We start from the raw sequence: 23,795 nt of genomic DNA, 5'->3' as shown, positions 1-23,795 counted from the left end.
ATCAGCGACCTATGCGGGGTTCCTTCAGGGCCAGGGGCTCGACGATGTCGCGCACCTTGGGGTTGTCATCCTGCTTCTGGCGCAGGTAGTCCAGGGCCACCTTGGCGGCAGCGCGGACGTGGTCGACCGAAGCCTGATGGGCCACCAGCGGGTCGCCACCCTTGATCGCTTCGACGATCTTTTCCATTTCGCGGTTGCTGGCGCCACGGCGGTTTTCCTGCGAGACCGAGGTGGCGCGCAGGTAGCTGATACGCGCCTGCAACTGGCGCAGCTGCTGAGCGGCCACCTGGTTGCCGGAGCCTTCCAGCAGCACATCGTAGAAACCTTGTACCGAATCCAGCACCTGCTGCAGCTCGCCTTCTTCCAGGGCTTCGCGGTTCACCTCCAGCGCGCGTTCCAGGGCACGGATGTCCTTGGCCTTGGCGTTGAGGGTGAACAGCTGCACGATCAGGCCTTCGAGCACGCAACGCAGCTCGTAGATGTCGCGGGCGTCTTCCAGGGTGATGATGGCCACGCGTGGGCCCTTGGCGTCGGCGAACTCCACCAGGCCTTCAGACTCCAGATGACGCAGGGCTTCGCGCACCGAGGTGCGGCTGACGCCAAGGCGGTCACAGAGGTCGCGCTCGACCAGGCGGTCGCCCGGGAGCAGGTGGAAGTTCATGATCGCCGCGCGCAGCTTGTCTAGCACGATTTCGCGCAGGGTAACGGGGTTGCGGTTGACCTTGAAGCTGTCGTCGAGTGGCTGGCGTTTCATCAGGTGCGCTCTTTATGAGGCTGTTGCGCCAACATCGCGGAACGCCCCGAACCGAGGCTTTCCATGCAGTGGTTCGAACAGCCCGTTGTTAACGGGTTGACTCCGCATCGGCTTCGGCAAACGCTTCACGGGCCAGGCGGAAACTGTCCACCGCCGCGGGTACGCCGCAATAAATGCCGACCTGGAGCAGAATTTCGCGAATCTGTTCACGGCTCAGGCCATTGCGCAATGCGCCGCGAATGTGCAGCTTGAGCTCGTGGGGCCGGTTGAGCGCGGAAATCATGGCCAAGTTTATCATGCTGCGCTCTTTGAGCGACAAGCCTTCGCGGCCCCAGACGTGGCCCCAGCAGTATTCAGTGACCAGTTCCTGCAACGGCTTGGTGAACTCGTCGGCGTTCTGGATCGAGCGGTTGACGTAATCCTCGCCCAGCACCTGGGTGCGGATCTTCAGGCCTTTTTCGTACTTTTCGTTGCTCATTGCCTGGCTCCGAATCAAAACAGGGGCCGCAACCAAGGGTGAGAGGGTCGCGCGACCCCTAAAAAGGGGTTATTGGGGCCGCTTTGCGACCCTTTCGCGACACAAGGCCGCTCCTACAGAAGACCGCGATCCTTTGTAGGAGCGGCCTTGTGTCGCGAAAGGGTCGCGCAGCGGCCCCAGCATTTTCAAAATTCAGCCAAGCGGCGGCAGGGCGCCGAGCTTGCCTTTGTGGTAAACCATCGGCGTCACCGGCTCGGCCGGCAGCACCAGGTTCTTCACCGCGCCGACGATGATCGCGTGGTCTCCGCCGTCATACTCGCGCCACAGTTCGCATTCGATGATCGCCGTCGCCTTGGCCAGCAGCGGGTTGCCCAGCTCGCTCAAGTGCCACTCGACGCCCTTGGCCTTGTCCTTGCCCTTGCCGGCGAAGGCATAGGCCTCGGCGGTCTGTTCGGCGGACAGCAGGTGAATCGCGAACTGCTTGCTGTCACGCAGGATCGGGTAGGTGTCTGAGGCGTAGTTGGGGCAGAACAGTACCAGCGCCGGGTCGATCGACAGCGCGCTGAAGGCGCTGGCGGTGATGCCGACAATGGCGCCGTCGGCGTCCAGGGTGGTGACTACCGTGACGCCGGACGGGAAAGAGCCCATCACGTCTTTGTAGATGCCGGGTTCGATCATCTCGTGTTCCTCCTAGCGCATCACGAACGGGTCGGGCATCGGCGCGGTGGACAGGTTGATCCACACGGTCTTCAGCTCGGTATAGGCCAGCACCGAATCGATGCCGCTCTCACGGCCGTAGCCGCTGTTCTTGAAACCACCGATCGGCGCCATGGCCGAAACGGCGCGGTAAGTGTTGACCCAGATGATCCCCGAACGCACGTCGCGGGCCAGGCGATGGGCACGGCCCAGGTCGCGCGTCCAGATGCCGGCTGCCAGGCCGAACTGCGAGTCGTTGGCGATGGCCAGGGCTTCCTCTTCGGTCTTGAAGCGGATGACCGCAGCGACCGGGCCGAACACTTCTTCCTGCATGATGGTCATCGAGTTGCTGTCGCACTCGAACAGGGTCGGTTCGTAGAACCAGCCGTCACCCTCGACCTCGGCACGCTTGCCGCCCATGTGCAATTTGGCGCCTTCGGCCTTGGCCGCAGCCACCAGGCCTTCGACCACGGCCAGCTGCTGTGCGGTGGCCATGGGGCCCATTTCGCTGGCGTCGTCTTGCGGGTTACCGATGCGGATGCGCTTGGCGCGGGTAATCAGGCGCTCTACGAATTCGTCGAAGATCTCGTCCTGCACCAGCAGGCGCGAACCGGCCACGCAGCTTTGCCCGGAGGCGGCATAGATGCCGGCCACGGCACCGTTGATGGCGCTGTCCAGGTCGGCGTCGGCAAAGATGATGTTCGGCGACTTGCCGCCCAGCTCCAGCGACAGCTTGGCGAAGTTCTCGGCACTGCTGCGTACCACGTGGCGGGCGGTGGCAGCGCCGCCGGTGAAGGCAATTTTGCGCACCAGTGGGTGGCGGGTGAGTGCTGCGCCGGTGGTTGGGCCGTAGCCGGTGATCACGTTGACCACACCGGCCGGGAAGCCGGCTTCAAGCGCCAGGCGGGCCAGCTCGAGGATGGTCGCCGAGGCGTGCTCGGAAGGTTTGAGCACGATGGTGTTGCCGGCGGCCAGGGCTGGGGCCAGCTTGATCGCGGTGAGGTACAGCGGGCTGTTCCACGGGATGATCCCGGCAACCACGCCGATGGGCTCGTGCACGGTGTAGGCGAACAGGTCGGGCTTGTCCAGCGGCAGGGTGCCGCCTTCAAGTTTGTCGGCCAGGCCTGCGGTGTAGTGGAAGAATTCTGGCAGGTAGCCGACCTGGCCGCGGGTTTCGCGGATCAGCTTGCCGTTGTCACGGCTTTCCAGCTGGGCCAGGTGTTCCTTGTTCTCGGTAATCAGGTCACCCAGGCGACGCAGCAGCTTGCCACGCGCAGTGGCGGTTATGCTGCGCCATTCCTTGCTTTCGAAGGCACGCTGGGCGGCCTGCACGGCCAGCTCGACGTCGGTTTCATCAGCGTCGGGTAGCTGCGCCCAGGCTTGGGCGGTGGCCGGGTTGAGGCTGTCGAAGGTCTTGCCGCTCTGGGCATCGCGCCATTGGCCGTCGATGCACATCTGGAAACGAACGAGGGTCATGCAACAATCCCCTTGGCGGATTCGGTGAGGGTGCGGGCTTGCGCGAGGAAGTCCAGCAGCATCTTGTTGACTTCACGGGGTGCTTCTACCGGCATCATATGCCGTTGCTCGGCGAGGACCACACTGTGCGCACCCGGAATGCTGGCGGCGAGCTGGCGGGTCATGGCCGGGGTGGAGCCCGAGTCGAGTTCGCCCGTGGCGATCAGCGTCGGCACCTGAATGCTGCCCAGGTCGCCGGCGCGGTACATGTCCTGGGTGGCAAACAGCGAATACGTGGTGTGGTAGCCCTGCGGGTCGTTGCTCGCCAGCACCTGGCGAATGGCGGCGACCTGCGCCGGGTTGGCAGCCTTGTACTCACGGCTGAACCAGCGGTCGAGGGCAGCATCGACGTTGGCGTCGGGGCCCAGCTCTGCCGCCTGGGCAGCGCGGGCGATCACGCCGGCACTCTGCTCGGGGGTGCGGTTGAACACGCTGTTGAGCACGACCAGTGCAGCCAGGCGCTGCGGGTAGTTAAGGGCAAAGGCACGGGCAACCAGCCCGCCCATGGAGAAGCCGATCACGGTCGCTTGTTGAATTTGCAGGTGGTCGAGCAGTTCGGCGAGCTGGTCGGCGTAGCCTTCCAGCGGCGTGTCGGCAGCCGGTACGCGGCTTTGACCATGGCCGAGCATGTCGTAGGCGATGACACGGTAGTCGTTGGCCAGGCCAACGATCTGACCGCCCCACATTTCCTTGTTCAGGCCCACGCCGTGGATCAGTACCACGGGTTGGCCCTGGCCTACGGACAGGTAGCTGGTGCCGGCAGGTGTACGTTCAGCGACAGGCTGAATCATGGAGGGCGCTCCTTGAAGGTCGGGCACGGCGGGAAAGCACGCCACGCCCCGGCCCGTCTTGGTTGTTGTTATTGAGCGTTGGCTTTTTCGGCAGCCAGTTCTTCCAGGTCGATGTAGCGGTTGCCGATGCGCGGGTGCAGGCGGCCGCCGTCGGCAGCGCCCAGCACCACGACGATTTCATCGGCGCGCGGGGCGTCTTCGATCTGCATTTCCAGGGTGATGTAGTGCGAACGCAGGCCTTCGTCGTCCTTTTGCATCATCGGGATCTGGATCGAGGTGCCAGGGCCGCCGCGCTTGTTGGTGAAGCTCAGGTAGCTCTTGGCCTGTACCGCTTCGCGGTAGTGGTTGCCGAAGCGCAAGGTGTGGATCACGGCCGAGGCGTGCTCGATTTCGCCGTCGGCGCCGACCACGGCAGCTTTACCGTAGGCTTCGATCTTGTCGGCACCGCCGATGGCAGCGGTGAGGCGCTCGACCATCAATGCACCCAGCTCCGAGCAGTTGGCGCGGATTTCCGGCTTCAGATCTTCAACAAAACCGCGACCGGCCCATGGGTTCTTGATCACCACGGCCAGGCCGACCATGGTCACCGGTTTGTCGGTGGCCTTGCCGCCTTCGATGCGGGTCTCTTCGGAGTAGGTGACGATCTTGCGGATTTCGAAACTCATGGGTGGCTCCTGGTGAGGGTTATCAGCTCTTGTTGTCTGATGGTATACCATAATATTTGTTGTGCAAGAGGTGTCTGGAAATTTCTCTTGATGGGGGGACGAAAGGTGGCCTGATGCCTTGATTTCTCTGCTGTCTGTACTGGCCTCTTCGCGGGCTTGCCCGCTCCCACAGGGACTGCACAGGTTTCAAAAAAAAGCCCGCTCACGCAGGCCGAAGGGGCCCACGGGAGCGGGCGCGTCCCGCAATGATTCAGGCAATGGGAATTCAGGCGAACGCCGGCACCACTTCCTTGATGAACAGCTCCAGCGACTTCTTCTTCTCGGCGTGGGGCAGGCTGTTGTCGCACCAGAAGCTGAACTCGTCGACGCCGAGCTCCTGGTAGTACTTGATGCGTGCGATGATTTCTTCCGGGGTGCCGATCATGGTGTTCTTGCGGATGTTCTCCAGCTGGAACGCCGGCACCTCGGCAAACTTCGATTCCGGGCTCGGCTCCAGAAAGCCGTTGACCGGAACGGTCTTGTTGCCGAACCAGGCATCGAACGTCCGGTAGAAGCGCGATATGGCCTGGGCGCCGATTTTCCAGCCTTCAGGTTCCGCCGGGCTGTGCACGTGGGTGTGGCGCAGCACCATCAGTTGTGGGCGCGGCACGTCCGGGTTGTTGTCCAGGGCGGCCTGGAACTTGTTCTTCAGGTCCAGCACTTCTTCGTCACCCTTCATCAGCGGGGTGACCATGACATTGCAGCCGTTGGCCACGGCGAAGTTGTGCGAGTCCGGGTCGCGGGCAGCGATCCACATCGGCGGCGTTGCGTTGAACGGTTTCGGCACGCTGGTGGAGGTGGGGAACTTGTAGACTTCGCCGTCATGGGCGTAGTCGCCTTCCCACAACTTGCGTACCACCGGCACCATCTCGCGCAGCGCCTTGCCGCCGTCGGTGGCCGGCATGCCATTGGCCATGCGGTCGAACTCGAACTGGTAGGCGCCACGGGCCAGGCCCACTTCCATGCGGCCGTTGCTGATCACGTCGAGCAGGGCGCATTCGCCGGCGACGCGGATCGGGTTCCAGAACGGTGCAATGATGGTGCCGGCACCCAGGCGGATCTTCTCGGTGCGTGCGGCCAGGTAGGCCAGCAGCGGCATCGGGCTTGGCGAAATGGTGTACTCCATGGCGTGGTGTTCGCCAATCCACACGGTGCTGAAACCGCCGTCTTCGGCCATCAGGGTCAGTTCGGTCAGGTCTTCGAACAACTGGCGGTGGCTGACCTGTTCATCCCAACGTTCCATGTGTACGAACAACGAAAATTTCATGGGGCTTTCCTCAACGCTTGAAAGGGGCTGGCGCCTGGCAGGGTGGGCACCAGTGGTCTCGATTCAGAATAGGCTTCAGGCAAAGGCCGGCAGGCTGGCCATCTTGCCGCGGCAGTACACCATCGGCCGGGGCGCTTCTTCGGGCACGATCAGGTTGTGCACCTTGCCGACCATGATGGCGTGGTCGCCACCTTCATATTCACGCCACAGTTCGCATTCGATAACGGCGGTGGCGCCGGCCAGGATCGGGTTGCCCAATTGGCTCATGGACCACTCGATACCGCTGGCCTTGTCCTTGCCCTTCTTGGCAAACGCATAGGCTTCGGCTTGCTGTTCACCGGACAGCAGGTGAATGGCAAAGCGCTTTTGCTTGATCAGCACCGGGTAGGAGTCGGAGGTGTAGTTGGGGCAGAACAGCACCAGCGGCGGGTCCATCGACAGGGAGGAGAAGGCGCTGGCGGTCAGGCCGACAACCGAGCCGTCGTCGTCCAGGGTGGTGATGACGGTAACGCCGGACGGGAAGGAGCCCAGGACGTTCTTGTAGACGGTTGCGTCGATCATCGGGAGTACCTCTAAAAGGCTGCGGTGGTCCGCGGTTTTTATCGTTGATGTGTCTGATGGTATACCGTAATACCTATTTTGCAAGCGGAATTTTCAAGCATGGGTATTGCGCGATGAACGGCTCTAAGCCACGTGGAACGTGGCTTAGAGCGGTGAGGCGGTTTGTCGCAGGGGTTTCCAAAGCAGATCAGTGGACGCTTTTTCATGCGGATCAGTGTTGTCAAAAGTTTGGAATACCATAATATGGTCCGCAGCTGAGAGGCCGCCTAGATGCGGTTTCCTTACAAAGATAAAAACGACCTTTCGAGCTGAATCCTATGTCCCAACCGTCATCGCAACACCAGTTTGTCGAGAATCACACGGTCGATTACGTTCCACCTGCCGAGCGCCACGGGAAGGCGCGCGACCTGTTCACCCTCTGGTTCAGTACCAACATTGCGCCACTGCCTATCGTTACCGGCGCCATGGTGGTCCAGGTGTTCCACCTGAACCTGCTGTGGGGGCTGATCGCCATTGTGCTGGGCCATCTGGTCGGGGGCGTGGTCATCGCCCTGGCCTCTGCGCAGGGACCGCAGCTGGGCATTCCACAGATGGTGCAAAGCCGTGGCCAGTTCGGCCGCTATGGCGCCTTGCTGATCGTGTTCTTCACTGCGCTGATCTATGTCGGCTTCTTTATTTCCAACATCGTGCTGGCGGGCAAGACCATTCACGGCATTGCCCCGAGCATGCCGATGCCGGGCGCTATCGTGATCGGTGCCCTGAGCGCCACGGCCATTGGCGTGATCGGCTACCGCTTCATCCATGTCCTGAACCGCATCGGTACCTGGGTGATGGGCTCTGCGCTGCTGGCGGGGTTCATCATGATGTTCGCCCAGGAGCTGCCGGCCGACTTCTTCAGCCGTGGTGCATTCAATCTGTCGGGCTTTATCGCCACGGTGTCGCTGGGCACCATCTGGCAGATCAGCTTCTCGCCGTACACGTCCGACTATTCGCGTTACCTGCCGCGTGAAGTGGGCATTGCCAGGCCGTTCTGGGCCACTTACTTCGGCGCGACCCTGGGCACTATCCTGTGCTTCAGCTTTGGTACGGTGGCGGTGCTGTGCGTGCCGGAAGGTACCGACGCCATGGACGCGGTGAAGCAGGCTACGGGCTGGCTGGGCCCGATCCTGATGGTGCTGTTCCTGCTCAACATCATCAGCCACAATGCCCTCAACCTGTATGGCGCAGTGCTGTCGATCGTTACCGCGATCCAGACCTTCATCGCCGAATGGACGCCGAGCATCAAGGTGCGGGTGATTCTGGCCACGGTGATTCTGGTGGGCTGCGGGATGGTTGCCCTGAACGCCTCTGCGGACTTCATCGGCCACTTCATCGGCCTGATCCTGGCGCTGCTGCTGGTGCTGGTGCCGTGGGCTTCGATCAACCTGATCGACTTCTACCTGATCAAGAAGGGCCAGTACGACATCGCTTCGATCTTCAGTGCGGACGGCGGCATCTATGGCCGCTTCAACCACCACGCGATCATTGCTTATGCTTGCGGCATCGTGGTGCAGCTGCCGTTTGCCAATACGGCGCTTTATGTGGGGCCGTATTCGAACATTGTCGAAGGGGCGGACTTGTCCTGGCTGTTCGGGCTGATTGTTACGGTGCCGTTGTATTACTGCCTGGCGACCCGCGGCAAGGCTGCCGAGCAGGCGGGGCGGGTTGTGAGTGTCAACGACTGATAGATTGAGGTTGCGGTAACAGGGGCCGCTTTGCGGCCCTTTCGCGACACGAGGCCGCTCCTACAGGGCGTACGCGGTTCTTTGTAGGAGCAGCCTTGTGCTGCGAATGGGCCGCAAGGCGGCCCCAGCTGTGTTGGATCAAACCTTGAACTGCGCCACCATGCCGTTCAAATCTACCGCCAACCGCGACAGATCCTGCGCCGCCGCACTGGTCTGGTTAGCCCCTGCCGATGTCTGCATCGCCAAGTCGCGAATGTTCACCAAATTGCGGTCCACTTCGCGCGCCACCTGCGCCTGCTCCTCCGAAGCGCTGGCAATCACCAGGTTGCGCTGGTTGATCGAAGCAATCGCCTCGGCAATCACTTCCAATGCCTGACCGGCGCCCTGTGCCACTTCCAGCGTGCCCGTCGCACGCCCCTGGCTGCTGTGCATCGCCGTCACGGCCCGCTCCGTACCGTTCTGGATGCCGGCAATCATCTGCTCGATCTCGGCGGTCGACTGCTGGGTGCGGTGGGCGAGGGCGCGGACTTCGTCGGCGACCACGGCAAAGCCACGGCCTGCCTCGCCAGCGCGGGCTGCCTCGATGGCGGCGTTCAGTGCCAGTAGGTTGGTCTGCCCGGCAATCGCGCCGATCACATCCAGCACACGGCTGATCTCATTGGCATTATTGGCCAGCTGTTCGATCTCGGCCGAGGTGCCGGTCACATCGGCCACCAGGTGCTGGATGGACGCCAGTGCCTGGTTGACCCGGTCGCGGCCGTCGCGGGTGGTCTGGTCGGCGCCTTTCGAGGCATCGGCGGTGCTGACCGCATTGTTCGCCACTTCCTCGACCGCTGCGGTCATCTGGTTGACAGCCGTGGCGGCCTGGTCGATTTCGGCGCTCTGCTGGTGCAGGCCGCGGCTGGTGTCTTCGGTGACGGTGTGCAGTTCTTCCGAGGCTGAGGCCAACTGGTCGGACGAGGCGGCGATCTTGCGGATGGTGTCGCGCAGGCTGCCTTGCATGCGGCTCAGGGCACGCAGCAGCAACGCGGGCTCGTCGCGGCCGGTAACGCGTATTTCCTGGGTAAGGTCGCCGGTGGCCACACGCTCGGCGACGGCCACCGCATCGGCCAGGGGCACCACGATGCTGCGAGTCAGCACGGTAGCCACCGCGGCCAGGGCAAGCATGATCACAAGCAACGAGAAGATGATGGCGTTGAAAGCTTCGTCTGCTACATCGCTGCTGCGCTGTGAGGCATCTTCGGCTCCCTTGCTGTTGTAGTCGATCAGCGCCGTCAAGGCCTTCATCATACTGTCGGCGCGCTGGGTGAGCGGGCCGCTGATCTGCTGCTTCGCTTCATCCATGCGGCCTGCGGCAATGTCCTGCAGCACTTCTACTTGCAGTTTGAGGTACTGCTGATACGCGTCATTGAAGGTGTTGAACAGGGCGCGGTCGTCGGCGGCGATGATGGTGTCGGCGTAGTCTTTCAAACCGTCCTTGAGCTCGGCATTAATGCCATCGAGCATCTGCAGGTTGCGAGAACGTTCGGCGGGGTTGTCGTCCAGCGCGGCGCGCAGGGTAACGGCGCGGGCGCGCCCCAGGTTGCTGCTGATGTCACCCAGTGCTACCACGGCTGGCATCCAGGTGACCCGGATTTCGTCGGTGGCCTTGTCCATCTGGCGGGTTTCGTAGAGTGCGATAAGGCCCATGACCAGGACCAGGATGCCCAACAGGGCGAATACGCCGGCAGCGCGAATGCCGATCTTCAAATTCCTTAACTGCATGGAATGCTCCTTGACGGTGGCGTGCAGGCGTCAGGAGCTGGCTGCAAAGCCATGACACCGAGGTGGCGCCAGGCTCTTGATGCACTGCGGGTTAGTAGATTTTTCTCACCCTCTTGCATGGTTTTTCTTTGAATGATGCCATATGGCCATCATTGTTGAACAGTCATTCAATGTAACGAAATAATTGACAAAACCGCCATTTTTGACGGTTTTGTCAGGTTTTTCACATCAAGCGATCGGAATCATCGGGTCGGCGGCAGCCAGCGCCAAGCTCCGGTCGGCTGCCGGCGGGTAGATCCACACCGAGTTGATCTGACGCTTCAGTTCCTTGCCTTCCTGGCCCTGCAGTTTCAATTCTCGCTCCCAACCTTCGCTGTACGCCGCGCCCCACTCACCCAGGTCGAGGCAGGTGACGTACTTGGGCTGGCGGTACACCACAGGTGCCACCCCAAGCAGGTCGGCCATGGCGTTGTTGCCACTGTGGCGACCCATCGGGATGGCGTGCTGGCAGGTCATCAGGGCGTGGTTGCCAACGTCGTCGACAGCAGCCCAGGCGGTATCGCCGGTCGCATAGATGTGGTCCTGGCCAATTACCTTGAGGTGCCCGTCGACCTTGAGCCGGCCGAAGTTGTCACGCTCGCCGGCAACCTGCGCGGTCAGCGGGCTGGCCTTGACGCCGACGGTCCAGATCACGGTGTTGCTGGCGATGTATTCGCCGTTGTCCAGGGTTACGCCACCGGCATCGACAGCCACCACCGAGGTGCCAGTCAACCACTGCACGCCAGCAACCTGCGAGGCGGCAACAATCGACGGCTTGATGCCTGCACCCAGTGCCGCGCCGATGCTGGCGCCACGGTCTACCAGCAGCACCCGCACATCGGCGTCTGCGAGGATGGCGCGCAGCCGGGCGGGCATTTCGGTGGCCGTTTCGATGCCGGTGAAACCACCGCCGCATACCACCACGGTATTACGGGCAGGTGAAGCGGGCAGGGCGGCCAGGCCCGTCAGATGCTGCTCGAGGCGTACGGCCGACTCCATCTTGTCGACGTCGAAGGTGTGCTCTGCAAGGCCCGGGACTGCCGGGCGCGCTACCTGACTGCCAGCGGCGAGGATGAGGCGGTCGTAGCTGATCTGCTGGCGCTGGCCTTGGCTGTCGATGTAGCTCACGGTGCGCGCATCGGCGTCGATGGCTTCGGCGTTACCGGTGATGAAGTGCACGCCCACCGCACTGAACAGCTCACCTACGGGGGCCTTCAACGTGTGTGCGTTGGCCTCGTAGAAGCGCGGGCGAATGTGCAGTTCCGCTTGCGGCGCGAGCACGCTGATGCTCAGGTCGTCGCGCTGGGCCTGGTCGAGGAGCCGGGCGGCGCTCAGGGCGCTCCACACACCGGCAAAGCCGGCACCGATGATCAGGATGTTGGATTTCATGCAGGTGCTCCGCAGAGGTCGGGGATGAAAAGGTGGCTTCGATCACACGATAGGTGCTGCTCGAATAACTACGACTCTATTGGTCGCAGTTTGTCTCTGCAAGTTTTTTTTCATCATTGCGATGAGGCGAGCCCGAGGACGGGCGTACGCAAAGGCCCTATTTCATGCTGCCGTGACTGCCGCGGCCAGGGCCGCAAACCTTGCTATCCCCACCCCCATCCGTTATAGATAAAAAAGAAACCATAAAGAAAAGAGGCCATTTCAGCCCCCCATGCACGAGATCACACGTATCTTCCGCCCCTCAGGCCCCCATTTCGCGCCCTGCGCAGATGGATACGGGCCCGCCCCCATGACCCACTCTCCGCTTTCGAGCCTGTACCACGTGTTGTCGATCCCACCGGTCAAGCTCTTGCTGACCCAGATGCGCAAACGCCCCGTCCCTCCACCTGCACCGTAGCGCCTGAATTCCATCACCCCCGGTCTTTTGCCGTTCGGGGTTGGGGGGCCTTTGCATTTTTCAGCGTTCAACTGTTCAGGAATCACTATGACTCTTCGTGTCGCTATCATCGGTGCCGGCCCGTCCGGCCTTGCGCAACTGCGTGCCTTCCAATCCGCCCATGCCCAGGGCGCACCCATGCCCGAAATCGTATGCTTCGAAAAGCAGGCCGACTGGGGCGGTATGTGGAACTACACCTGGCGCACCGGCCTCGACCAGCATGGCGAGCCGGTGCACGGCAGCATGTACCGCTACCTGTGGTCCAACGGCCCCAAGGAATGCCTGGAGTTCGCCGACTACAGCTTCGATGAGCACTTTGGTCGACCGATTTCCTCGTACCCGCCGCGCGAGGTGCTGTGGGACTACATTCAGGGCCGCGTGAAGAAGGCCGGGGTGCGCGACTACATCCGCTTCAATACTGCGGTCAAAAACGTCAGCTTCGATGAAAACACCCGCGAGTTCACCGTCAGCGCCCACGACTACAGCGCGGGGCTTGGCATCGAGCAGGTGTTTGATTATGTGGTGGTGGCCAGCGGGCACTTCTCTACCCCGCACGTGCCGGAGTTCGAAGGCTTCGAGCGTTTCACCGGGCGTATCCTGCACGCTCACGACTTTCGCGAAGCGATGGAATTCAACGGCCAGGACCTGCTCATCGTCGGCAGCAGCTACTCGGCCGAAGACATCGGCTCGCAGTGTTACAAGTACGGCGCGCGCTCGATCACCACGGCTTACCGTACCCAACCGATGGGCTACAAATGGCCAAAGGGCTGGGAAGAGCGCCCGCAACTGGTGCGCGTTGAAAACGACCTGGCGTTTTTCGCCGATGGGTCGAGCAAGCGGGTAGATGCGATCATCCTGTGCACGGGCTACCAGCATCACTTCCCGTTCCTGCCGGATGAACTCACCCTCAAGACCAACAACCGCCTGTGGCCTGCCGGGTTGTACCAAGGCGTGGTGTGGGAGCAAAACCCGCAACTGCTTTACCTGGGCATGCAGGACCTGTGGTACAGCTTCAACCTGTTCGATGCACAGGCCTGGTTTGCTCGCGACTACATGCTGGGGCGCATCAAGCTGCCGACCAAGGCTGGCATGCAGGCCGACAGTGCGCGCTGGCGCGAGGATGAGGAGCAGCTGGCAACCACTGCTTCGATGTATGAATTCCAGGGCCGATACATCAAGCACCTGATCGAGCAGACGGATTACCCGCGCTTCGACATCGATGCGGTGAACCGCATCTTCCTGCAATGGAAGACCGACAAGAAGCACGACATCATGGGCTACCGTGACAAATCTTACCGCTCGGTGATCACCGGCACCAAAGCGGTACCTCACCATACCCGCTGGATGCAGGCCATGGACGACTCGCTGCAGGAGTACCTGCGCGAAACGGATGGCAAGCAAGGCGAGGTGAAGGTGCTGCGCGGGTAGCTGCCGGACCGGCCAGCACGATCAGGATGCGTGCAAGCGGGGAAGTGTTTTGCCGTACCGACGCTCCCCGCGTATCATTTGCGATATGGTTGGTCGGAGATTGATATGTCGCTTTACAGTGCTGGCGTCGAATACGGCATCCATTGCCTGCTGTTTCTGGTAGGCGAGGGCGGTGACAGCCGTGATTCCAGTGTGCGCGACCTGGCCGAGTTGCAGGGCGTGCCGCAGGAATACCTGGCCAAGGTCTTCACCAAGCTGGCGCGTGCCGGGTTGGTGGCCGCCACCGAAGGCGTGCGCGGTGGCTTCCGCCTGGCACGACCGGCGGCTGAAATCAACGTGCTGGATATCGTCAACGCCATCGACGGGCCGAAGAAGATTTTCGATTGCCGCGAGATTCGTGAGCGCTGCACGCTGTTCGAAGGCTCGCCGCCCGCTTGGGCGACGGAGGGCACCTGTGCGATTCATGCCGTGATGCTGGGGGCGCAGAAGCGCATGGAAGAGGCGTTGGCGCAGCAGACCATCCTCGATCTGGCGCGGCGTTTCGGGCGCAAGGCCCCGGCCGAGTTCGGCCAACAGGTGAACAGCTGGATGGGGGAGCGGCGCGAGGGTAAAGGGGGCGGGGACATACCCGTCAGCCAGGTCTGAATGTGTTATCTGTACCGGCCTATTCGCGGGTGAACCCGCTCCCACAGGTACTTCACAGGCCTTGAAAGCTGTGGTGACCCTGTGAGAGCGGGTTCACCCGCGAATAGGCCGGTACAGGAGTCACGCTTTCAGCGCCCTTCATGCTGGCGCCGATAGGCCCCCGGCTGCACCCCCACCGCCTTGGCAAACGCCCTGGTAAACGCTGCCACCGACTGATACCCCACCTGCGCACCCACTTGCTCCACGGTATTCCCCGCCCGCAGCAACTGGCTGGCATGGCGCATGCGCAGCGCCAGCAGCACTTGCCCCGGCGATTGCCCGGCCAGTTCATTGAAGCGCTTGAAAAATGCCGACCGCGACAAGCCGGTGCAGGCGGCCATGCTCTCCAGTGTCCAGGCTCGCCCCGGTTGTTCGATCAACTGTTCCAGCAGCCCGGCAAACGCTGGCTGGCGGGCGAGGGCGACCAGCCCGCCCAATGGCTGCCCGGCAATGACCTGCTGGCGCAGCACGTAGAGGAACAACAGGTGCGTCAGGCGCTCCAGCAACGTCTGTGAAGGGCCAGCGGCACGCCGGCATTCTTCCAGAATCAGCTCGAACAGCGCCCGCGCCGCACTGCCAGCGGGATCTTCGGCGCGCAGCAGGATCCAGTCAGCCAAGCCCTCGACAATCAGCGAGGACAGGCCGGACTGGAAATGAAAGAAGCCACAAACCAGCCCGACACCGTCGCTGGCTTCGCTATCCAGCGCCTGCATGGCCTGGCGGGGTTGCGCACAGGCGTCGACCGGGTCCTGATCGCTGGACAAACGATAGGCAAGGTCGCGCAACAGGAACACGGCATCTCCCTTTTCCAGGCGCACCGCTTGCGGCTGGCCATCGATGTGCAGCCAGCAATGGCCCTGCACCACCAGGTGGAAACTGGCGCGGCCCATGCCCTGGGTGCTGGCGTGCCAGCCACCGCAGTAGCGGCCGACATGAAACAGGCTGGCATCAAGCTCCAGGCCCTCTAATAACCAATCGACAAGGTGGCTGGACGAAATCATCTAATACAAAGACTCAGGAACAAGGAAAGGCGACTGATGAATATGGAGGGTAATTCTTATAACCAACAGACTGTAGTGACACCCATCAAAGGAGACCACTCCATGTCCTCGCGCATTACTTTACACACGCTGCAGAGTGCTCCGGAAGCGGCCCGGCCGTTTCTCGAGAATGCCCAGAAGAATTCCGGTTTCATCCCCAATCTGCTGGGCGTGCTGGCCAACGCCCCGGCGGCGCTGGAAACCTACGTGACCGTTTCGGCACTCAATGGCAAGTCCGACCTGAGCCTGGCCGAGCGTGAAGTGGTACAGCTGATTGCCGCCACCCGGCATGGCTGCGACTTCTGTGTGGCCGGCCACACCGCCGTGGCGCTGAACAAGGCCAAGCTACCGCAGGAAGTAGTCGATGCCCTGCGTGCCCGCGGCGAACTGCCCGATGCCCGTTACGAAACCCTGGCCGCCTTCGCCCGTGAAGTGATCGACACTCGCGGCAACGTCGGCGAAGCCACCTACCAGGCCTTCCGTGAAGCTGGCTTCAGCGAAGGCAACGCGCTGGAAGTGATTTTGGGGGTTAGCCTCGCAACCCTGTGCAACTTTGCTAATGTTTTCGCCCAGACGCCGCTCAACGAAGAGCTTGGCAAGTACCGCTGGCAGCCTTCTGCATAGCCCACGTGTGAGCGCGGCCCTGACGCGGCCGTTGTAGGAGCGGCCTTGTGCCGCGAATGGGCCGCCAGGCGGCCCCGGCGTTCAAAAGGAGCAAGACCATGCAAGATTGTGCATTTCGACACTGGCTGGATGCCAATGCCGAGGCCATCGACCGGGGCCTGTGCGAACCGCAGCAGGTGCTGGCGCAGATCGCCGAATCACAGCTGTTGCGCATTGGTGTCGACCCGGCCCTGGGCGGCACGGGCGGGCAGGTGACCGACGCGGTCGAGGCGATTGCCGCCATCGCCAGCCGCTCGTTGGCCGCAGCCTTCGTCTGCTGGGGCCAGCGTGCCTTTATCGAATACCTGCTGCACAGCCCCAACCAGCCCCTGCGCGAGCGCCTGCTGCCGCGCTTGCTGACAGGCGAGCTGGCCGGCGCCACCGGGCTGTCCAACGCCATGAAGTTCCTTTCCGGCATTGAAGCGTTGCAGGTGCGTGGCCGGCCGGCAGCCGATGGCTGGCACCTGGAAGGGCGCCTGCACTGGGTGACCAACCTGCGTAAAAGTGGTTTCGTGGTGGCAGCGGCCATCGAGGATGAGAACGGCGGGGCACCGTTTGTGCTGGCCATTCCTTCTGACGCCCAAGGGTTGGAACGCTCCGACGACTTGCAACTGATGGGCCTGCAGTCGAGCAACACGGCGGCACTGGCCTTCCACCAGGTGCCGTTGGCGCGGGACTGGCTGCTGCACGAGAATGCGCGCGAGTTCCTGCCACGGGTACGCCCGGCCTTCCTGGCGCTGCAGTGCGGTATGGCCATCGGCCTGGCGCGACGGGCGCTGGACGAGGTTCAGGCGCACCTGCACGGCCGCGCCTCTTTCCTCGACGAAGCCCGACAGGTGCTCAGCGAGCGGCTGGAAAACACCGTCAGCGAGCTCAAGCAGGGCCTGCTCGAAGGCCGCTTCCAGCAACAGCCGGCCGCCCTGTTCAAGCTGCGCATCACCCTGGCTGAAAGTGCCGCCGACGCGGTGCAGCTGGAGCTGCAGGCCAGTGGTGGCAAGGCCTACCTCAGCGAGTATGGCGAAGGCTTCGCCCGCCGCTGGCGCGAGTCGGCGTTCGTGCCGATCGTGACGCCGAGCCTGGTGCAACTGCGCGCCGAACTGCAACGCCAGGCGGGCGCGGCATGAGTGAAGTGTTGCTCGAAGCTCGCGACATCAGCCTGGGCTACCCGCGCGAGGGTGGCTGGCAGCAGGTGCTGGCGCAATTCGACCTGCAGTTGGCGCCAGGCGAAGTGGTGAGCATTCTTGGCCCAAGTGGCGTCGGCAAGTCCAGCCTGCTGCGGGTGCTGGCCGGCCTGCAACAACCCGGGGGCGGCAGCGTGAGCCTGCACGGCCAGCCGCTGCAAGGGCCGCACCCGCGCCTGGCGGTGGCCTTTCAGGACCCGAGCCTGCTGCCCTGGCTTAACCTGGAAAAGAACGTCGCCTTCGGCCTCGACTTTGCCCGCCAGCCCAAGCTGGCCGCTGACGAGCGGCGCGCGCGCATCGACCATGCGATTGCCGCCGTGGGCCTGGCCCACGCCCGTGGCCAGTACCCGGCGCAGTTGTCCGGTGGCATGGCCCAGCGCACCGCACTGGCCCGCTGCCTGGCCCGCCAGCCCGAGGTGCTGCTGCTGGACGAGCCGTTCGGAGCGCTGGATGAAGTGACCCGGGCCGACATGCAGCAACTGCTGCTGCAACTGATCGCCACCCACAACACGGCGGCGGTACTGATCACCCACGATATTGACGAAGCCCTGCTGCTGTCCGACCGGGTCCTGCTACTGGGCAACCACCCAGCGCACATCCTCGGCCAGTGGCACATCGACCTGCCGCAACCGCGCACGCAACGGGTCGAAGAACTGGGCGCCCTGCGCATCGAGATCCTCAAAACCCTTCGGCGGGCAAGCCGCACAGTCGAACCTACCTCAACCCCGTTGCCCTCGGAGGCTGTCCATGTGCATGGATGACTGCTGTTCCTCTTCATCGCGTCGTGATTTTCTCAAGCTCGGTGCCATGCTCACGGCCGCTGGTGCGCTGCCATTGCTCTCGAGCCTGCAAGCCCGTGCCGCTTCCGAGCCCGACGCGCCAGTGCGTATCGGCTACCTGCCAATCACCGACGCCACGCCATTGCTGGTGGCGCATAACAACGGCCTGTTCGAGGCCGAAGGCATCAAGGCCGAGCGCCCGGTGTTGCTGCGCAGCTGGGCGCAGGTGATCGAGGCGTTCATCTCCGGGCAGGTCAACGTCATCCACCTGCTGTCGCCGATGACCGTATGGGCGCGCTACGGCAGCAAGGTGCCAGCCAAGGTAGTGGCCTGGAACCATGTGGGCGGCTCGGGCCTGACCGTGGCGCCCGACATAAGCGACATGAAACAGCTCGGGGGCAAGACCGTGGCCATCCCGTTCTGGTATTCGATCCATAACGTGGTGTTGCAGCAGATGCTCAACGACAATGGCCTGACGCCTGTGTCGAAGCCTGCCAATGCGCAGTTGGCCGCCAACGAAGTCAACCTGCTGGTGCTGCCACCATCCGACATGCCGCCAGCCTTGGCCAGCAAGCGCATTGCCGGCTACATCGTCGCCGAGCCGTTTAACGCCCTGGCCGAGAACCTCAAGGTTGGCCGCGTGCAGCGCTTTACCGGCGATGTGTGGCGCAACCACGCGTGCTGCGTGGTGTTCATGCATGAGCATGACCTGAACAACCGCCCCGAATGGTCGCAGAAGGTGGTCAATGCCATCGTCAAGGCCCAGCACTGGACCCGCGACAACCGCGCCAAAGCCGCTGCGTTGCTGTCCAAGGCCGGCCCCAACAAGTACACCCCGCACGAGCTCGCGGTGCTGGCCAAGGTGCTGGCGCCGGACGCCAAGGACCGTGACGGCTACGTTGCCAGTGGCGCCATTCGCCATCAGCAGTGGGACGAAAAGCGCATCGACTTCCAGCCATACCCGTTCCCCAGTTACACCGAAGAGCTGGTCAAGCGCCTGAAAACCACCCTGATCGAAGGTGATAACGCGTTCCTTGCCGGGCTTGATCCGGCGCAGACCGCCCGCGACCTGGTCGACGATCGCTTCGTGCGCAATGCCATCGCGGCGGTCGGGGGGCCGTCGGTGTTTGGCATCGCTGACAACTTCGAGCGCAGCGAGGAGTTCGCGGTCTGATGCGCACGCATGTCGTACATGCCGGCCTTGGGCTGGCCGGGTTGCTGGGTTTGTTGCTGTTGTGGTGGGCTGGCGTTGCCGTGTTCGGCCAGGCGGACGGCCTGTCGGCGCGCTTTTCACCGGCGGCAACCTTGGCCAGCCTGGTCGAGCTGTTGGGGCAGGGCGAGGTTTACGGGCACATCTGGGTCAGCCTCAAGCGCATCCTGGTCGGGTTGCTGCTGGCGCTGCTGATCGGCGTGCCGCTGGGCTTGCTGGTGGGCAGCTACCGGCACCTGGAGGCGGCAACCACCCCGGCGTTCCAGTTTCTGCGCATGATCTCGCCGTTGTCGTGGATGCCGGTGGTGGTGATGCTGATGGGCGTGGGTGACCAGCCGATCTACTTCCTGCTGGCGTTTGCCGCCTTGTGGCCGATCTTGCTGAACACGGCGGCAGGAGTGCGGCAACTGGACCCACGCTGGCTGCAACTGAGCCGCAGCTTGAGCGCCACGCGCTGGGAAACCTTGTGCAAGGTGATCGTGCCGGGGGTGATCGGCCACGTGCTGACCGGCGTGCGCCTGGCCATCGGCATTCTGTGGATCGTGCTGGTGCCGTGCGAAATGCTCGGGGTGAGTGCGGGATTGGGGTATTTCATCCTCGATACCCGCGACCGGCTGGCGTATTCCGAACTGATGGCGATGGTGCTGCTGATTGGCGTGCTGGGGTTTGTGCTGGACGCGTTGGCGCGTGCGCTGCATCGGCGCTGGGTGCATGGCTGAGGGGCCAGTGAGGCGCCTTCGCGGGTGAACCCGCTCCCACAGGGATAACGCAGGTTTTGAAGACTGTGGTGTACCTGTGGGAGCGGGTTTACCCGCGAATAGGCCCTTGGATCAATGCACGGTCTTGCGCTGCCGTACACATTCGAGCGCCTGGGCGGCCAGCTCATCCAGCCGCTCATCGCGCATCTGCTCCGCTTCGATCATTGCATCCTCACCCTGCTGGTTAAGCAGGTAGGTGTGAATCTGCATCACTTCAGCGGTCTGATAAATCGGCGCAATGTCCAGGCGCCCGATCAGCGCACCACTGGCATGGCCGGTACTGCTCATCAGCACCTGCGGCCCATTGGCGGCCACCACCTGCATGCCCATCGCCTCGAACCACGGCACCTGGCTGGCAAAGGCGTTCAGTTCCACGCAGGCATGGCGAGCCTGCAGGTCGCCCAGCAGGGCGCGGGCGATGCCCTGGCGGCGATGGCTGGCGCGCACGGCAAGAAATGCCAATGAACACGCCTGCTCATCGTCCTCGGCCGGCAGCGACAGGGCAAAGCCCAGCAACTGGTCCGGCGCCTCGGCATCCAGTGCAAGGGTCAGCGCCACGGCAAGGCCGCGGGTGCCATCCAGCGCTTGCAGGTACTGGTGCACCTCCATGCCGACGCCGTACTGGTACAGCGGGTACAGCGGGTTGTCGGCGGTAATGGCGACGCTGCTCAGTTCGCCGACATGGTGGATCACCAGCTCGCGGATCTGGTTCTGGAAAGATTCGGGCGGCACGCTGTCGAGGCGGCTCAGGATGAACATCTGGGGGCGGGCTCCGGCGGGTGGGAATACAGCCCGGGCTAGGTTGGCGCGGGCTGTACAGTTTAACCGGTTTTGCCGTGTCAGCCTTGCTGCTCTATTGCACCCAGCATCAGATCGAGGTTTTGCACTGCCGCGCCGGAGGCGCCTTTGCCCAGGTTGTCGAATACCGCAGTCAGCAGTACCTGGCCATGCTCGGGGTTGGCATACAGCGCCAGGCGCAGGTCATTGCTGTCGTTCAATGCCTCGGGGTCAAGGTTTGCTGCTGCACCTTGCTGATGCAGCGGCATTACCTGCACGTGGCGAGCCCCCTGGTAATGCTGTTCCAGGCTGGCCTGCAGCTGTTCGGCGCTGACCTGGCCGGGCAGCAGGCGCAATTGCAGCGGGATACTCAAAACGATGCCCTGGCGGTAGGCACCGTAGCCGGGCATGAACACCGGCCGCGCCGACAGCCCTGCGTGTTGCTGGATTTCGGGTACGTGCTTGTGCGCCAGCTCCAGCCCATAAAGTTGCAAGACCGGGGCATTACCGGCACCGGGTTGTTCGTGGCGCTCGACCGACGCGCGGCCACCGCCGGAGTAGCCGGAGATGGCATGGATGCCCAGCGGGTAGTCGGCTGGCAGTAACCCGGCCTTGACCAGCGGGCGTAGCAGGGCGATGGCGCCAGTGGGGTAGCAGCCCGGGTTGCTGACGCGCTTGCTTTGGGCAATGCGTTCGGCCTGCTGGTCGTCCAGTTCTGGCAGGCCATAGACCCAGCCCGGGGTGGTGCGGTGCGCCGAACTGGCGTCGATCACCCGAACCTGCGGGTTGTGGATCGCTGCCACGGCCTCACGAGCGGCGTCGTCGGGCAGACACAGCAGGGCGATGTCGGCGCTGTTGATGGCCTCGCGGCGGCGCTGCGGGTCTTTGCGCTCGGCCTCGGGCAGGGTGAGCAGGCGCAGGTCGCTGCGGCCTTGCAGGCGGGCATGGATTTGCAGGCCGGTGGTGCCTTGGTCGCCGTCGATGAAGACAACAGGAGTGTGCATGTTCGGGTCCGGTTTGGGAAAGATGGCCTATGCTCGCCTGTGGCTTTGGTAATGAAAATTTGAATATGATGATCGATGTATTCAGGTTTTCTGAACAAGCCAGTCAGTGCCGGCCTATTCGCGGGTAAACCCGCTCCCACAAGGTTGGTGCTGGTGTTGATAAAAGTGGTGAACCTGTGGGTTTACCCGCGAATAGGCCGGCACTGACCATGCGCGAAATCAGCCTCGACCGCCTCCGCACCCTGGTGGTCATCGCCGACCTGGGTTCTTTTGCCGAGGCCGCCCGCCAGCTCAACCTGGCACCGCCGACCATCAGCCTGCATGTGGCCGAACTGGAGGCACGTATCGGCGCCCCCTTGCTCAGCCGCACCCGTGGCCAGGTGCGCCCCACGGCCATTGGTGAAACGCTGCTGGCCCGTGCCCGCCGCCTGCTGGCCGACGCCGACCTGGCGCTGGACGAAGTACGCCGTCAGGTCGAGGGGCTGACCGGCCGGGTACGCCTTGGCGCGTCTACCGGTGCTATCGCCCACTTGCTACCGCAGGCACTGGAGCACCTGCGTGTGGACCATCCGGGGATCGACGTGCAGGTGCAGGTGCTGACCTCCCAGGCGTCGCTGGGGCGATTGCGTGAAGGGACGCTGGATATCGGCCTGGTGGCCTTGCCGCAGGTGGCCGGCAAAGGACTGACCGTTACCCCCTGGCGGCGCGACCCGATCCTGGCCTACGTACCGGCCGACTGGCAGCCGCCGGCGAAGGTGACACCGGCCTGGCTGGCGCAGCGGGCGTTGATTCTCAACGACAGCAGTACCCAGCTGTCACGGGTTACCGGCGAGTGGTTCGCGGCAGCAGGGTTGTACCCCGAGCCGCGGATCGAGCTGAATTACAACGATGCTATCAAGAGCCTGGTCGGGGCCGGGTACGGCGCGACGTTGTTACCGCAGGAAGGCGAGGCCGCCGAACTGGACCGGCGCATCGCGCGCCGGCCGCTGCGACCAGGGTTATGGCGGCAGTTGGGTATCGCCTGCCGGGAGGGCCAGGTGGAACGGGCCACGGGGTATGTGTTGCAGGCGTTGGAGCGGTTACGGCAGTGAGGGCACAGGGGGCTGCAAGGCAGCCCCTTGGTTCATCGCCGTTCTCGCACCCGGACCGCGGTCACCGTCTCCCCACCTACACCCCAGTTGTCGGTGGGCACCTCTTCGATCACCACAAAAGTACTGGCCGGTGGCTTGCCCAGCACTTCTTGGAGCAGGCGTGTCGTGCCTTCGATGAGCTGGCGCTTGTGCTCGGCGCTCACCCCTTCATCGGTCACGCGGATATGTACATAAGGCATGGCTGCGCGCTCCTCTGATCAGTGCCAGGTGCCAGCGGTGCTACCGCCATCCACAGGCAGAATCACACCGCTGACAAAGCGTGAGTCGGCCAGATAAAGTACCGCGTCAACCACGTCCTGGGGCGAGCCGGTGCGGCCACTGGGCGACAACGCGCCCATCCCCTGAATATTGCCGCCATGCAGCGGTGTTTCGATGATCCCCGGTGCCACGGCATTCACCTGCACGCCACTGGCCGCCAGCTCCAGTGCCAGGCCTTTAACCGCCTGGTTGAGGCCTCCCTTGACCAGTACCGGCAGCAGGGCGGGCACGCGGGTGTCCGGTTGCAGGGCGATGGAGGCAGTGATGGCGATGATCTGCCCATACCCTTGCCGGGTCATGATCCGCGCCGCTTCCTGGGCCGGGTAAAAGAAGCCCTTGAGGTTGGTGCCGACCAGGGCGTCGACATCAGCCTCGCTGTACTCGACAAACGGTTTGGCAATGAAGATGCCGGCGTTGTTGATCAGGATGTCTACGCCGCCAAAGGTTTGCAGGGCGGTAGCGAACAGCCGCTGCGCCGTGTCGGCCTCGGCAATGTCGCCCGCCACGCCAATGAAGCGCGAGGCGTTGCCCAGGCGTGCGGCGGCCTGCTCCAGGCGCGCCTGGCTGCGGGCATTACCGATCACGTTGTCGCCGCGTTCGAGGAAGGCCTCGGCCATGGCGAAACCCAGGCCGCTGGAAGCTCCAGTGATAATGACGGTGCTTGGCTTGTTCATGTGCGTGTTC

At 63.3% G+C, this 23,795-nt stretch carries 24 protein-coding genes; 9 read left to right on the top strand and 15 right to left on the bottom strand.

Annotation, left to right across the window (positions count from 1 at the left end):
- Position 1: 1 nt before the first annotated feature.
- The 8 genes from ABI582_RS07430 to ABI582_RS07395 all read right to left on the bottom strand — a co-directional run bounded on the left by ABI582_RS07430 (position 2) and on the right by ABI582_RS07395 (position 6,766).
- On the bottom strand, positions 2–754 hold the full coding sequence (locus ABI582_RS07430; RefSeq protein ID WP_016499259.1) for a GntR family transcriptional regulator: 753 nt from the start codon (positions 752–754) through the stop codon (positions 2–4).
- A gap of 88 nt (positions 755–842) precedes the next feature.
- A complete protein-coding gene (locus tag ABI582_RS07425) occupies positions 843–1,232 on the bottom strand; it encodes a carboxymuconolactone decarboxylase family protein (RefSeq protein WP_234228000.1) in 390 nt (129 codons plus the stop codon).
- Positions 1,233–1,424: 192 nt separating this feature from the next.
- Positions 1,425–1,910 carry a flavin reductase family protein gene (locus ABI582_RS07420; RefSeq protein WP_016487520.1) on the bottom strand — a complete coding sequence of 162 codons (486 nt, stop codon included), beginning with the start codon at positions 1,908–1,910 and terminating at the stop codon, positions 1,425–1,427.
- Positions 1,911–1,922: 12 nt separating this feature from the next.
- Entirely contained in the window at positions 1,923–3,404 is a 1,482-nt protein-coding gene (locus ABI582_RS07415) for an aldehyde dehydrogenase (protein ID WP_442118827.1), read from the bottom strand.
- Positions 3,401–4,234 (bottom strand): alpha/beta fold hydrolase, encoded by an 834-nt coding sequence (locus ABI582_RS07410; RefSeq protein ID WP_028613140.1) that lies wholly within the window; start codon positions 4,232–4,234, stop codon positions 3,401–3,403. Before ABI582_RS07410 ends, ABI582_RS07415 begins: the two co-directional genes overlap by 4 nt.
- Before the next feature lie 68 nt (positions 4,235–4,302).
- A complete protein-coding gene (locus ABI582_RS07405; protein ID WP_003256068.1) occupies positions 4,303–4,899 on the bottom strand; it encodes an amino acid synthesis family protein in 597 nt (198 codons plus the stop codon).
- A 265-nt stretch (positions 4,900–5,164) separates the two neighbouring features.
- Positions 5,165–6,205, bottom strand: a complete 1,041-nt coding sequence (locus ABI582_RS07400) for an LLM class flavin-dependent oxidoreductase (protein ID WP_049275827.1) — start codon at positions 6,203–6,205, stop codon at positions 5,165–5,167.
- A gap of 75 nt (positions 6,206–6,280) precedes the next feature.
- A complete protein-coding gene (locus ABI582_RS07395) occupies positions 6,281–6,766 on the bottom strand; it encodes a flavin reductase family protein (protein ID WP_016499264.1) in 486 nt (161 codons plus the stop codon).
- Between the two features lie 317 nt (positions 6,767–7,083).
- On the opposite strand from ABI582_RS07395, the gene ABI582_RS07390 reads away from it, so the two are divergent.
- On the top strand, positions 7,084–8,490 hold the full coding sequence (locus ABI582_RS07390; protein WP_442118826.1) for a purine-cytosine permease family protein: 1,407 nt from the start codon (positions 7,084–7,086) through the stop codon (positions 8,488–8,490).
- Between the two features lie 138 nt (positions 8,491–8,628).
- On the opposite strand, the gene ABI582_RS07385 is transcribed toward ABI582_RS07390, so the two are convergent.
- A complete protein-coding gene (locus ABI582_RS07385; RefSeq protein WP_442118825.1) occupies positions 8,629–10,254 on the bottom strand; it encodes a methyl-accepting chemotaxis protein in 1,626 nt (541 codons plus the stop codon).
- Positions 10,255–10,482: 228 nt separating this feature from the next.
- The gene (locus tag ABI582_RS07380) at positions 10,483–11,682 is read right to left on the bottom strand and encodes an NAD(P)/FAD-dependent oxidoreductase (protein WP_442118824.1); all 1,200 of its coding nucleotides are present in this window, start codon (positions 11,680–11,682) and stop codon (positions 10,483–10,485) included.
- A gap of 544 nt (positions 11,683–12,226) precedes the next feature.
- Between ABI582_RS07380 and ABI582_RS07375 the strand changes: the two genes are divergently transcribed.
- Both ABI582_RS07375 and ABI582_RS07370 read left to right on the top strand, forming a co-directional pair.
- Positions 12,227–13,606: an NAD(P)-binding domain-containing protein gene (locus ABI582_RS07375; protein ID WP_442118823.1), complete on the top strand. Its 1,380-nt coding sequence runs from the start codon at positions 12,227–12,229 to the stop codon at positions 13,604–13,606.
- Positions 13,607–13,711: 105 nt separating this feature from the next.
- Entirely contained in the window at positions 13,712–14,251 is a 540-nt protein-coding gene (locus tag ABI582_RS07370) for an RrF2 family transcriptional regulator (RefSeq protein WP_442118822.1), read from the top strand.
- Between the two features lie 128 nt (positions 14,252–14,379).
- On the opposite strand, the gene ABI582_RS07365 is transcribed toward ABI582_RS07370, so the two are convergent.
- Complete coding sequence (locus ABI582_RS07365; RefSeq protein ID WP_442118821.1) at positions 14,380–15,291, bottom strand: AraC family transcriptional regulator; 912 nt, start codon at positions 15,289–15,291, stop codon at positions 14,380–14,382.
- A 102-nt stretch (positions 15,292–15,393) separates the two neighbouring features.
- On the opposite strand from ABI582_RS07365, the gene ABI582_RS07360 reads away from it, so the two are divergent.
- The 5 genes from ABI582_RS07360 (at position 15,394) to ABI582_RS07340 (ending at position 19,882) form a co-directional block, all read left to right on the top strand.
- Positions 15,394–15,954 (top strand): carboxymuconolactone decarboxylase family protein, encoded by a 561-nt coding sequence (locus tag ABI582_RS07360; RefSeq protein WP_442118820.1) that lies wholly within the window; start codon positions 15,394–15,396, stop codon positions 15,952–15,954.
- Between the two features lie 98 nt (positions 15,955–16,052).
- Entirely contained in the window at positions 16,053–17,117 is a 1,065-nt protein-coding gene (locus tag ABI582_RS07355; RefSeq protein WP_258652221.1) for an acyl-CoA dehydrogenase family protein, read from the top strand.
- On the top strand, positions 17,114–17,935 hold the full coding sequence (locus ABI582_RS07350; RefSeq protein WP_258652210.1) for an ABC transporter ATP-binding protein: 822 nt from the start codon (positions 17,114–17,116) through the stop codon (positions 17,933–17,935). Before ABI582_RS07355 ends, ABI582_RS07350 begins: the two co-directional genes overlap by 4 nt.
- The gene (locus ABI582_RS07345) at positions 17,922–19,127 is read left to right on the top strand and encodes an ABC transporter substrate-binding protein (protein ID WP_442118819.1); all 1,206 of its coding nucleotides are present in this window, start codon (positions 17,922–17,924) and stop codon (positions 19,125–19,127) included. The genes ABI582_RS07350 and ABI582_RS07345 overlap by 14 nt, the downstream gene beginning before the upstream one ends.
- Positions 19,127–19,882: an ABC transporter permease gene (locus ABI582_RS07340; RefSeq protein ID WP_138737040.1), complete on the top strand. Its 756-nt coding sequence runs from the start codon at positions 19,127–19,129 to the stop codon at positions 19,880–19,882. The genes ABI582_RS07345 and ABI582_RS07340 overlap by 1 nt, the downstream gene beginning before the upstream one ends.
- 111 nt (positions 19,883–19,993) lie before the next feature.
- Here ABI582_RS07340 and ABI582_RS07335 read toward each other — a convergent pair whose 3' ends face one another.
- Positions 19,994–20,680 carry a GNAT family N-acetyltransferase gene (locus tag ABI582_RS07335; RefSeq protein WP_442118818.1) on the bottom strand — a complete coding sequence of 229 codons (687 nt, stop codon included), beginning with the start codon at positions 20,678–20,680 and terminating at the stop codon, positions 19,994–19,996.
- Positions 20,681–20,760: 80 nt separating this feature from the next.
- Entirely contained in the window at positions 20,761–21,702 is a 942-nt protein-coding gene (gene argC / locus ABI582_RS07330; RefSeq protein ID WP_442118817.1) for an N-acetyl-gamma-glutamyl-phosphate reductase, read from the bottom strand.
- Positions 21,703–21,911: 209 nt separating this feature from the next.
- On the opposite strand from argC, the gene ABI582_RS07325 reads away from it, so the two are divergent.
- Positions 21,912–22,793, top strand: coding sequence for a LysR family transcriptional regulator (locus ABI582_RS07325; protein WP_043204199.1), 882 nt, complete (start codon positions 21,912–21,914; stop codon positions 22,791–22,793).
- Between the two features lie 32 nt (positions 22,794–22,825).
- On the opposite strand, the gene ABI582_RS07320 is transcribed toward ABI582_RS07325, so the two are convergent.
- Positions 22,826–23,032, bottom strand: a complete 207-nt coding sequence (locus ABI582_RS07320; protein ID WP_028613122.1) for a tautomerase family protein — start codon at positions 23,030–23,032, stop codon at positions 22,826–22,828.
- 18 nt (positions 23,033–23,050) lie between these two features.
- On the bottom strand, positions 23,051–23,785 hold the full coding sequence (locus ABI582_RS07315) for an SDR family NAD(P)-dependent oxidoreductase (protein ID WP_442118816.1): 735 nt from the start codon (positions 23,783–23,785) through the stop codon (positions 23,051–23,053).
- Positions 23,786–23,795 lie beyond the last annotated feature (10 nt).

It is taken from the genome of Pseudomonas sp. SAS7 (assembly GCF_052112345.1).
Taxonomy (GTDB): Bacteria; Pseudomonadota; Gammaproteobacteria; order Pseudomonadales; family Pseudomonadaceae; genus Aquipseudomonas; species Aquipseudomonas putida_Q.
Note: the sequence above shows the minus strand (reverse complement) of the source record. Positions and strands in the feature narration are given on the sequence as shown.

Coding starts and splice junctions, on each gene's coding strand:
- ABI582_RS07430 (WP_016499259.1), bottom strand. CDS start 754: ATGAAACGCCAGCCACTCGACGACAGCTTCAAGGTCAACCGCAACCCC.
- ABI582_RS07425 (WP_234228000.1), bottom strand. CDS start 1,232: ATGAGCAACGAAAAGTACGAAAAAGGCCTGAAGATCCGCACCCAGGTG.
- ABI582_RS07420 (WP_016487520.1), bottom strand. CDS start 1,910: ATGATCGAACCCGGCATCTACAAAGACGTGATGGGCTCTTTCCCGTCC.
- ABI582_RS07415 (WP_442118827.1), bottom strand. CDS start 3,404: ATGACCCTCGTTCGTTTCCAGATGTGCATCGACGGCCAATGGCGCGAT.
- ABI582_RS07410 (WP_028613140.1), bottom strand. CDS start 4,234: ATGATTCAGCCTGTCGCTGAACGTACACCTGCCGGCACCAGCTACCTG.
- ABI582_RS07405 (WP_003256068.1), bottom strand. CDS start 4,899: ATGAGTTTCGAAATCCGCAAGATCGTCACCTACTCCGAAGAGACCCGC.
- ABI582_RS07400 (WP_049275827.1), bottom strand. CDS start 6,205: ATGAAATTTTCGTTGTTCGTACACATGGAACGTTGGGATGAACAGGTC.
- ABI582_RS07395 (WP_016499264.1), bottom strand. CDS start 6,766: ATGATCGACGCAACCGTCTACAAGAACGTCCTGGGCTCCTTCCCGTCC.
- ABI582_RS07390 (WP_442118826.1), top strand. CDS start 7,084: ATGTCCCAACCGTCATCGCAACACCAGTTTGTCGAGAATCACACGGTC.
- ABI582_RS07385 (WP_442118825.1), bottom strand. CDS start 10,254: ATGCAGTTAAGGAATTTGAAGATCGGCATTCGCGCTGCCGGCGTATTC.
- ABI582_RS07380 (WP_442118824.1), bottom strand. CDS start 11,682: ATGAAATCCAACATCCTGATCATCGGTGCCGGCTTTGCCGGTGTGTGG.
- ABI582_RS07375 (WP_442118823.1), top strand. CDS start 12,227: ATGACTCTTCGTGTCGCTATCATCGGTGCCGGCCCGTCCGGCCTTGCG.
- ABI582_RS07370 (WP_442118822.1), top strand. CDS start 13,712: ATGTCGCTTTACAGTGCTGGCGTCGAATACGGCATCCATTGCCTGCTG.
- ABI582_RS07365 (WP_442118821.1), bottom strand. CDS start 15,291: ATGATTTCGTCCAGCCACCTTGTCGATTGGTTATTAGAGGGCCTGGAG.
- ABI582_RS07360 (WP_442118820.1), top strand. CDS start 15,394: ATGTCCTCGCGCATTACTTTACACACGCTGCAGAGTGCTCCGGAAGCG.
- ABI582_RS07355 (WP_258652221.1), top strand. CDS start 16,053: ATGCAAGATTGTGCATTTCGACACTGGCTGGATGCCAATGCCGAGGCC.
- ABI582_RS07350 (WP_258652210.1), top strand. CDS start 17,114: ATGAGTGAAGTGTTGCTCGAAGCTCGCGACATCAGCCTGGGCTACCCG.
- ABI582_RS07345 (WP_442118819.1), top strand. CDS start 17,922: ATGTGCATGGATGACTGCTGTTCCTCTTCATCGCGTCGTGATTTTCTC.
- ABI582_RS07340 (WP_138737040.1), top strand. CDS start 19,127: ATGCGCACGCATGTCGTACATGCCGGCCTTGGGCTGGCCGGGTTGCTG.
- ABI582_RS07335 (WP_442118818.1), bottom strand. CDS start 20,680: ATGTTCATCCTGAGCCGCCTCGACAGCGTGCCGCCCGAATCTTTCCAG.
- argC (WP_442118817.1), bottom strand. CDS start 21,702: ATGCACACTCCTGTTGTCTTCATCGACGGCGACCAAGGCACCACCGGC.
- ABI582_RS07325 (WP_043204199.1), top strand. CDS start 21,912: ATGCGCGAAATCAGCCTCGACCGCCTCCGCACCCTGGTGGTCATCGCC.
- ABI582_RS07320 (WP_028613122.1), bottom strand. CDS start 23,032: ATGCCTTATGTACATATCCGCGTGACCGATGAAGGGGTGAGCGCCGAG.
- ABI582_RS07315 (WP_442118816.1), bottom strand. CDS start 23,785: ATGAACAAGCCAAGCACCGTCATTATCACTGGAGCTTCCAGCGGCCTG.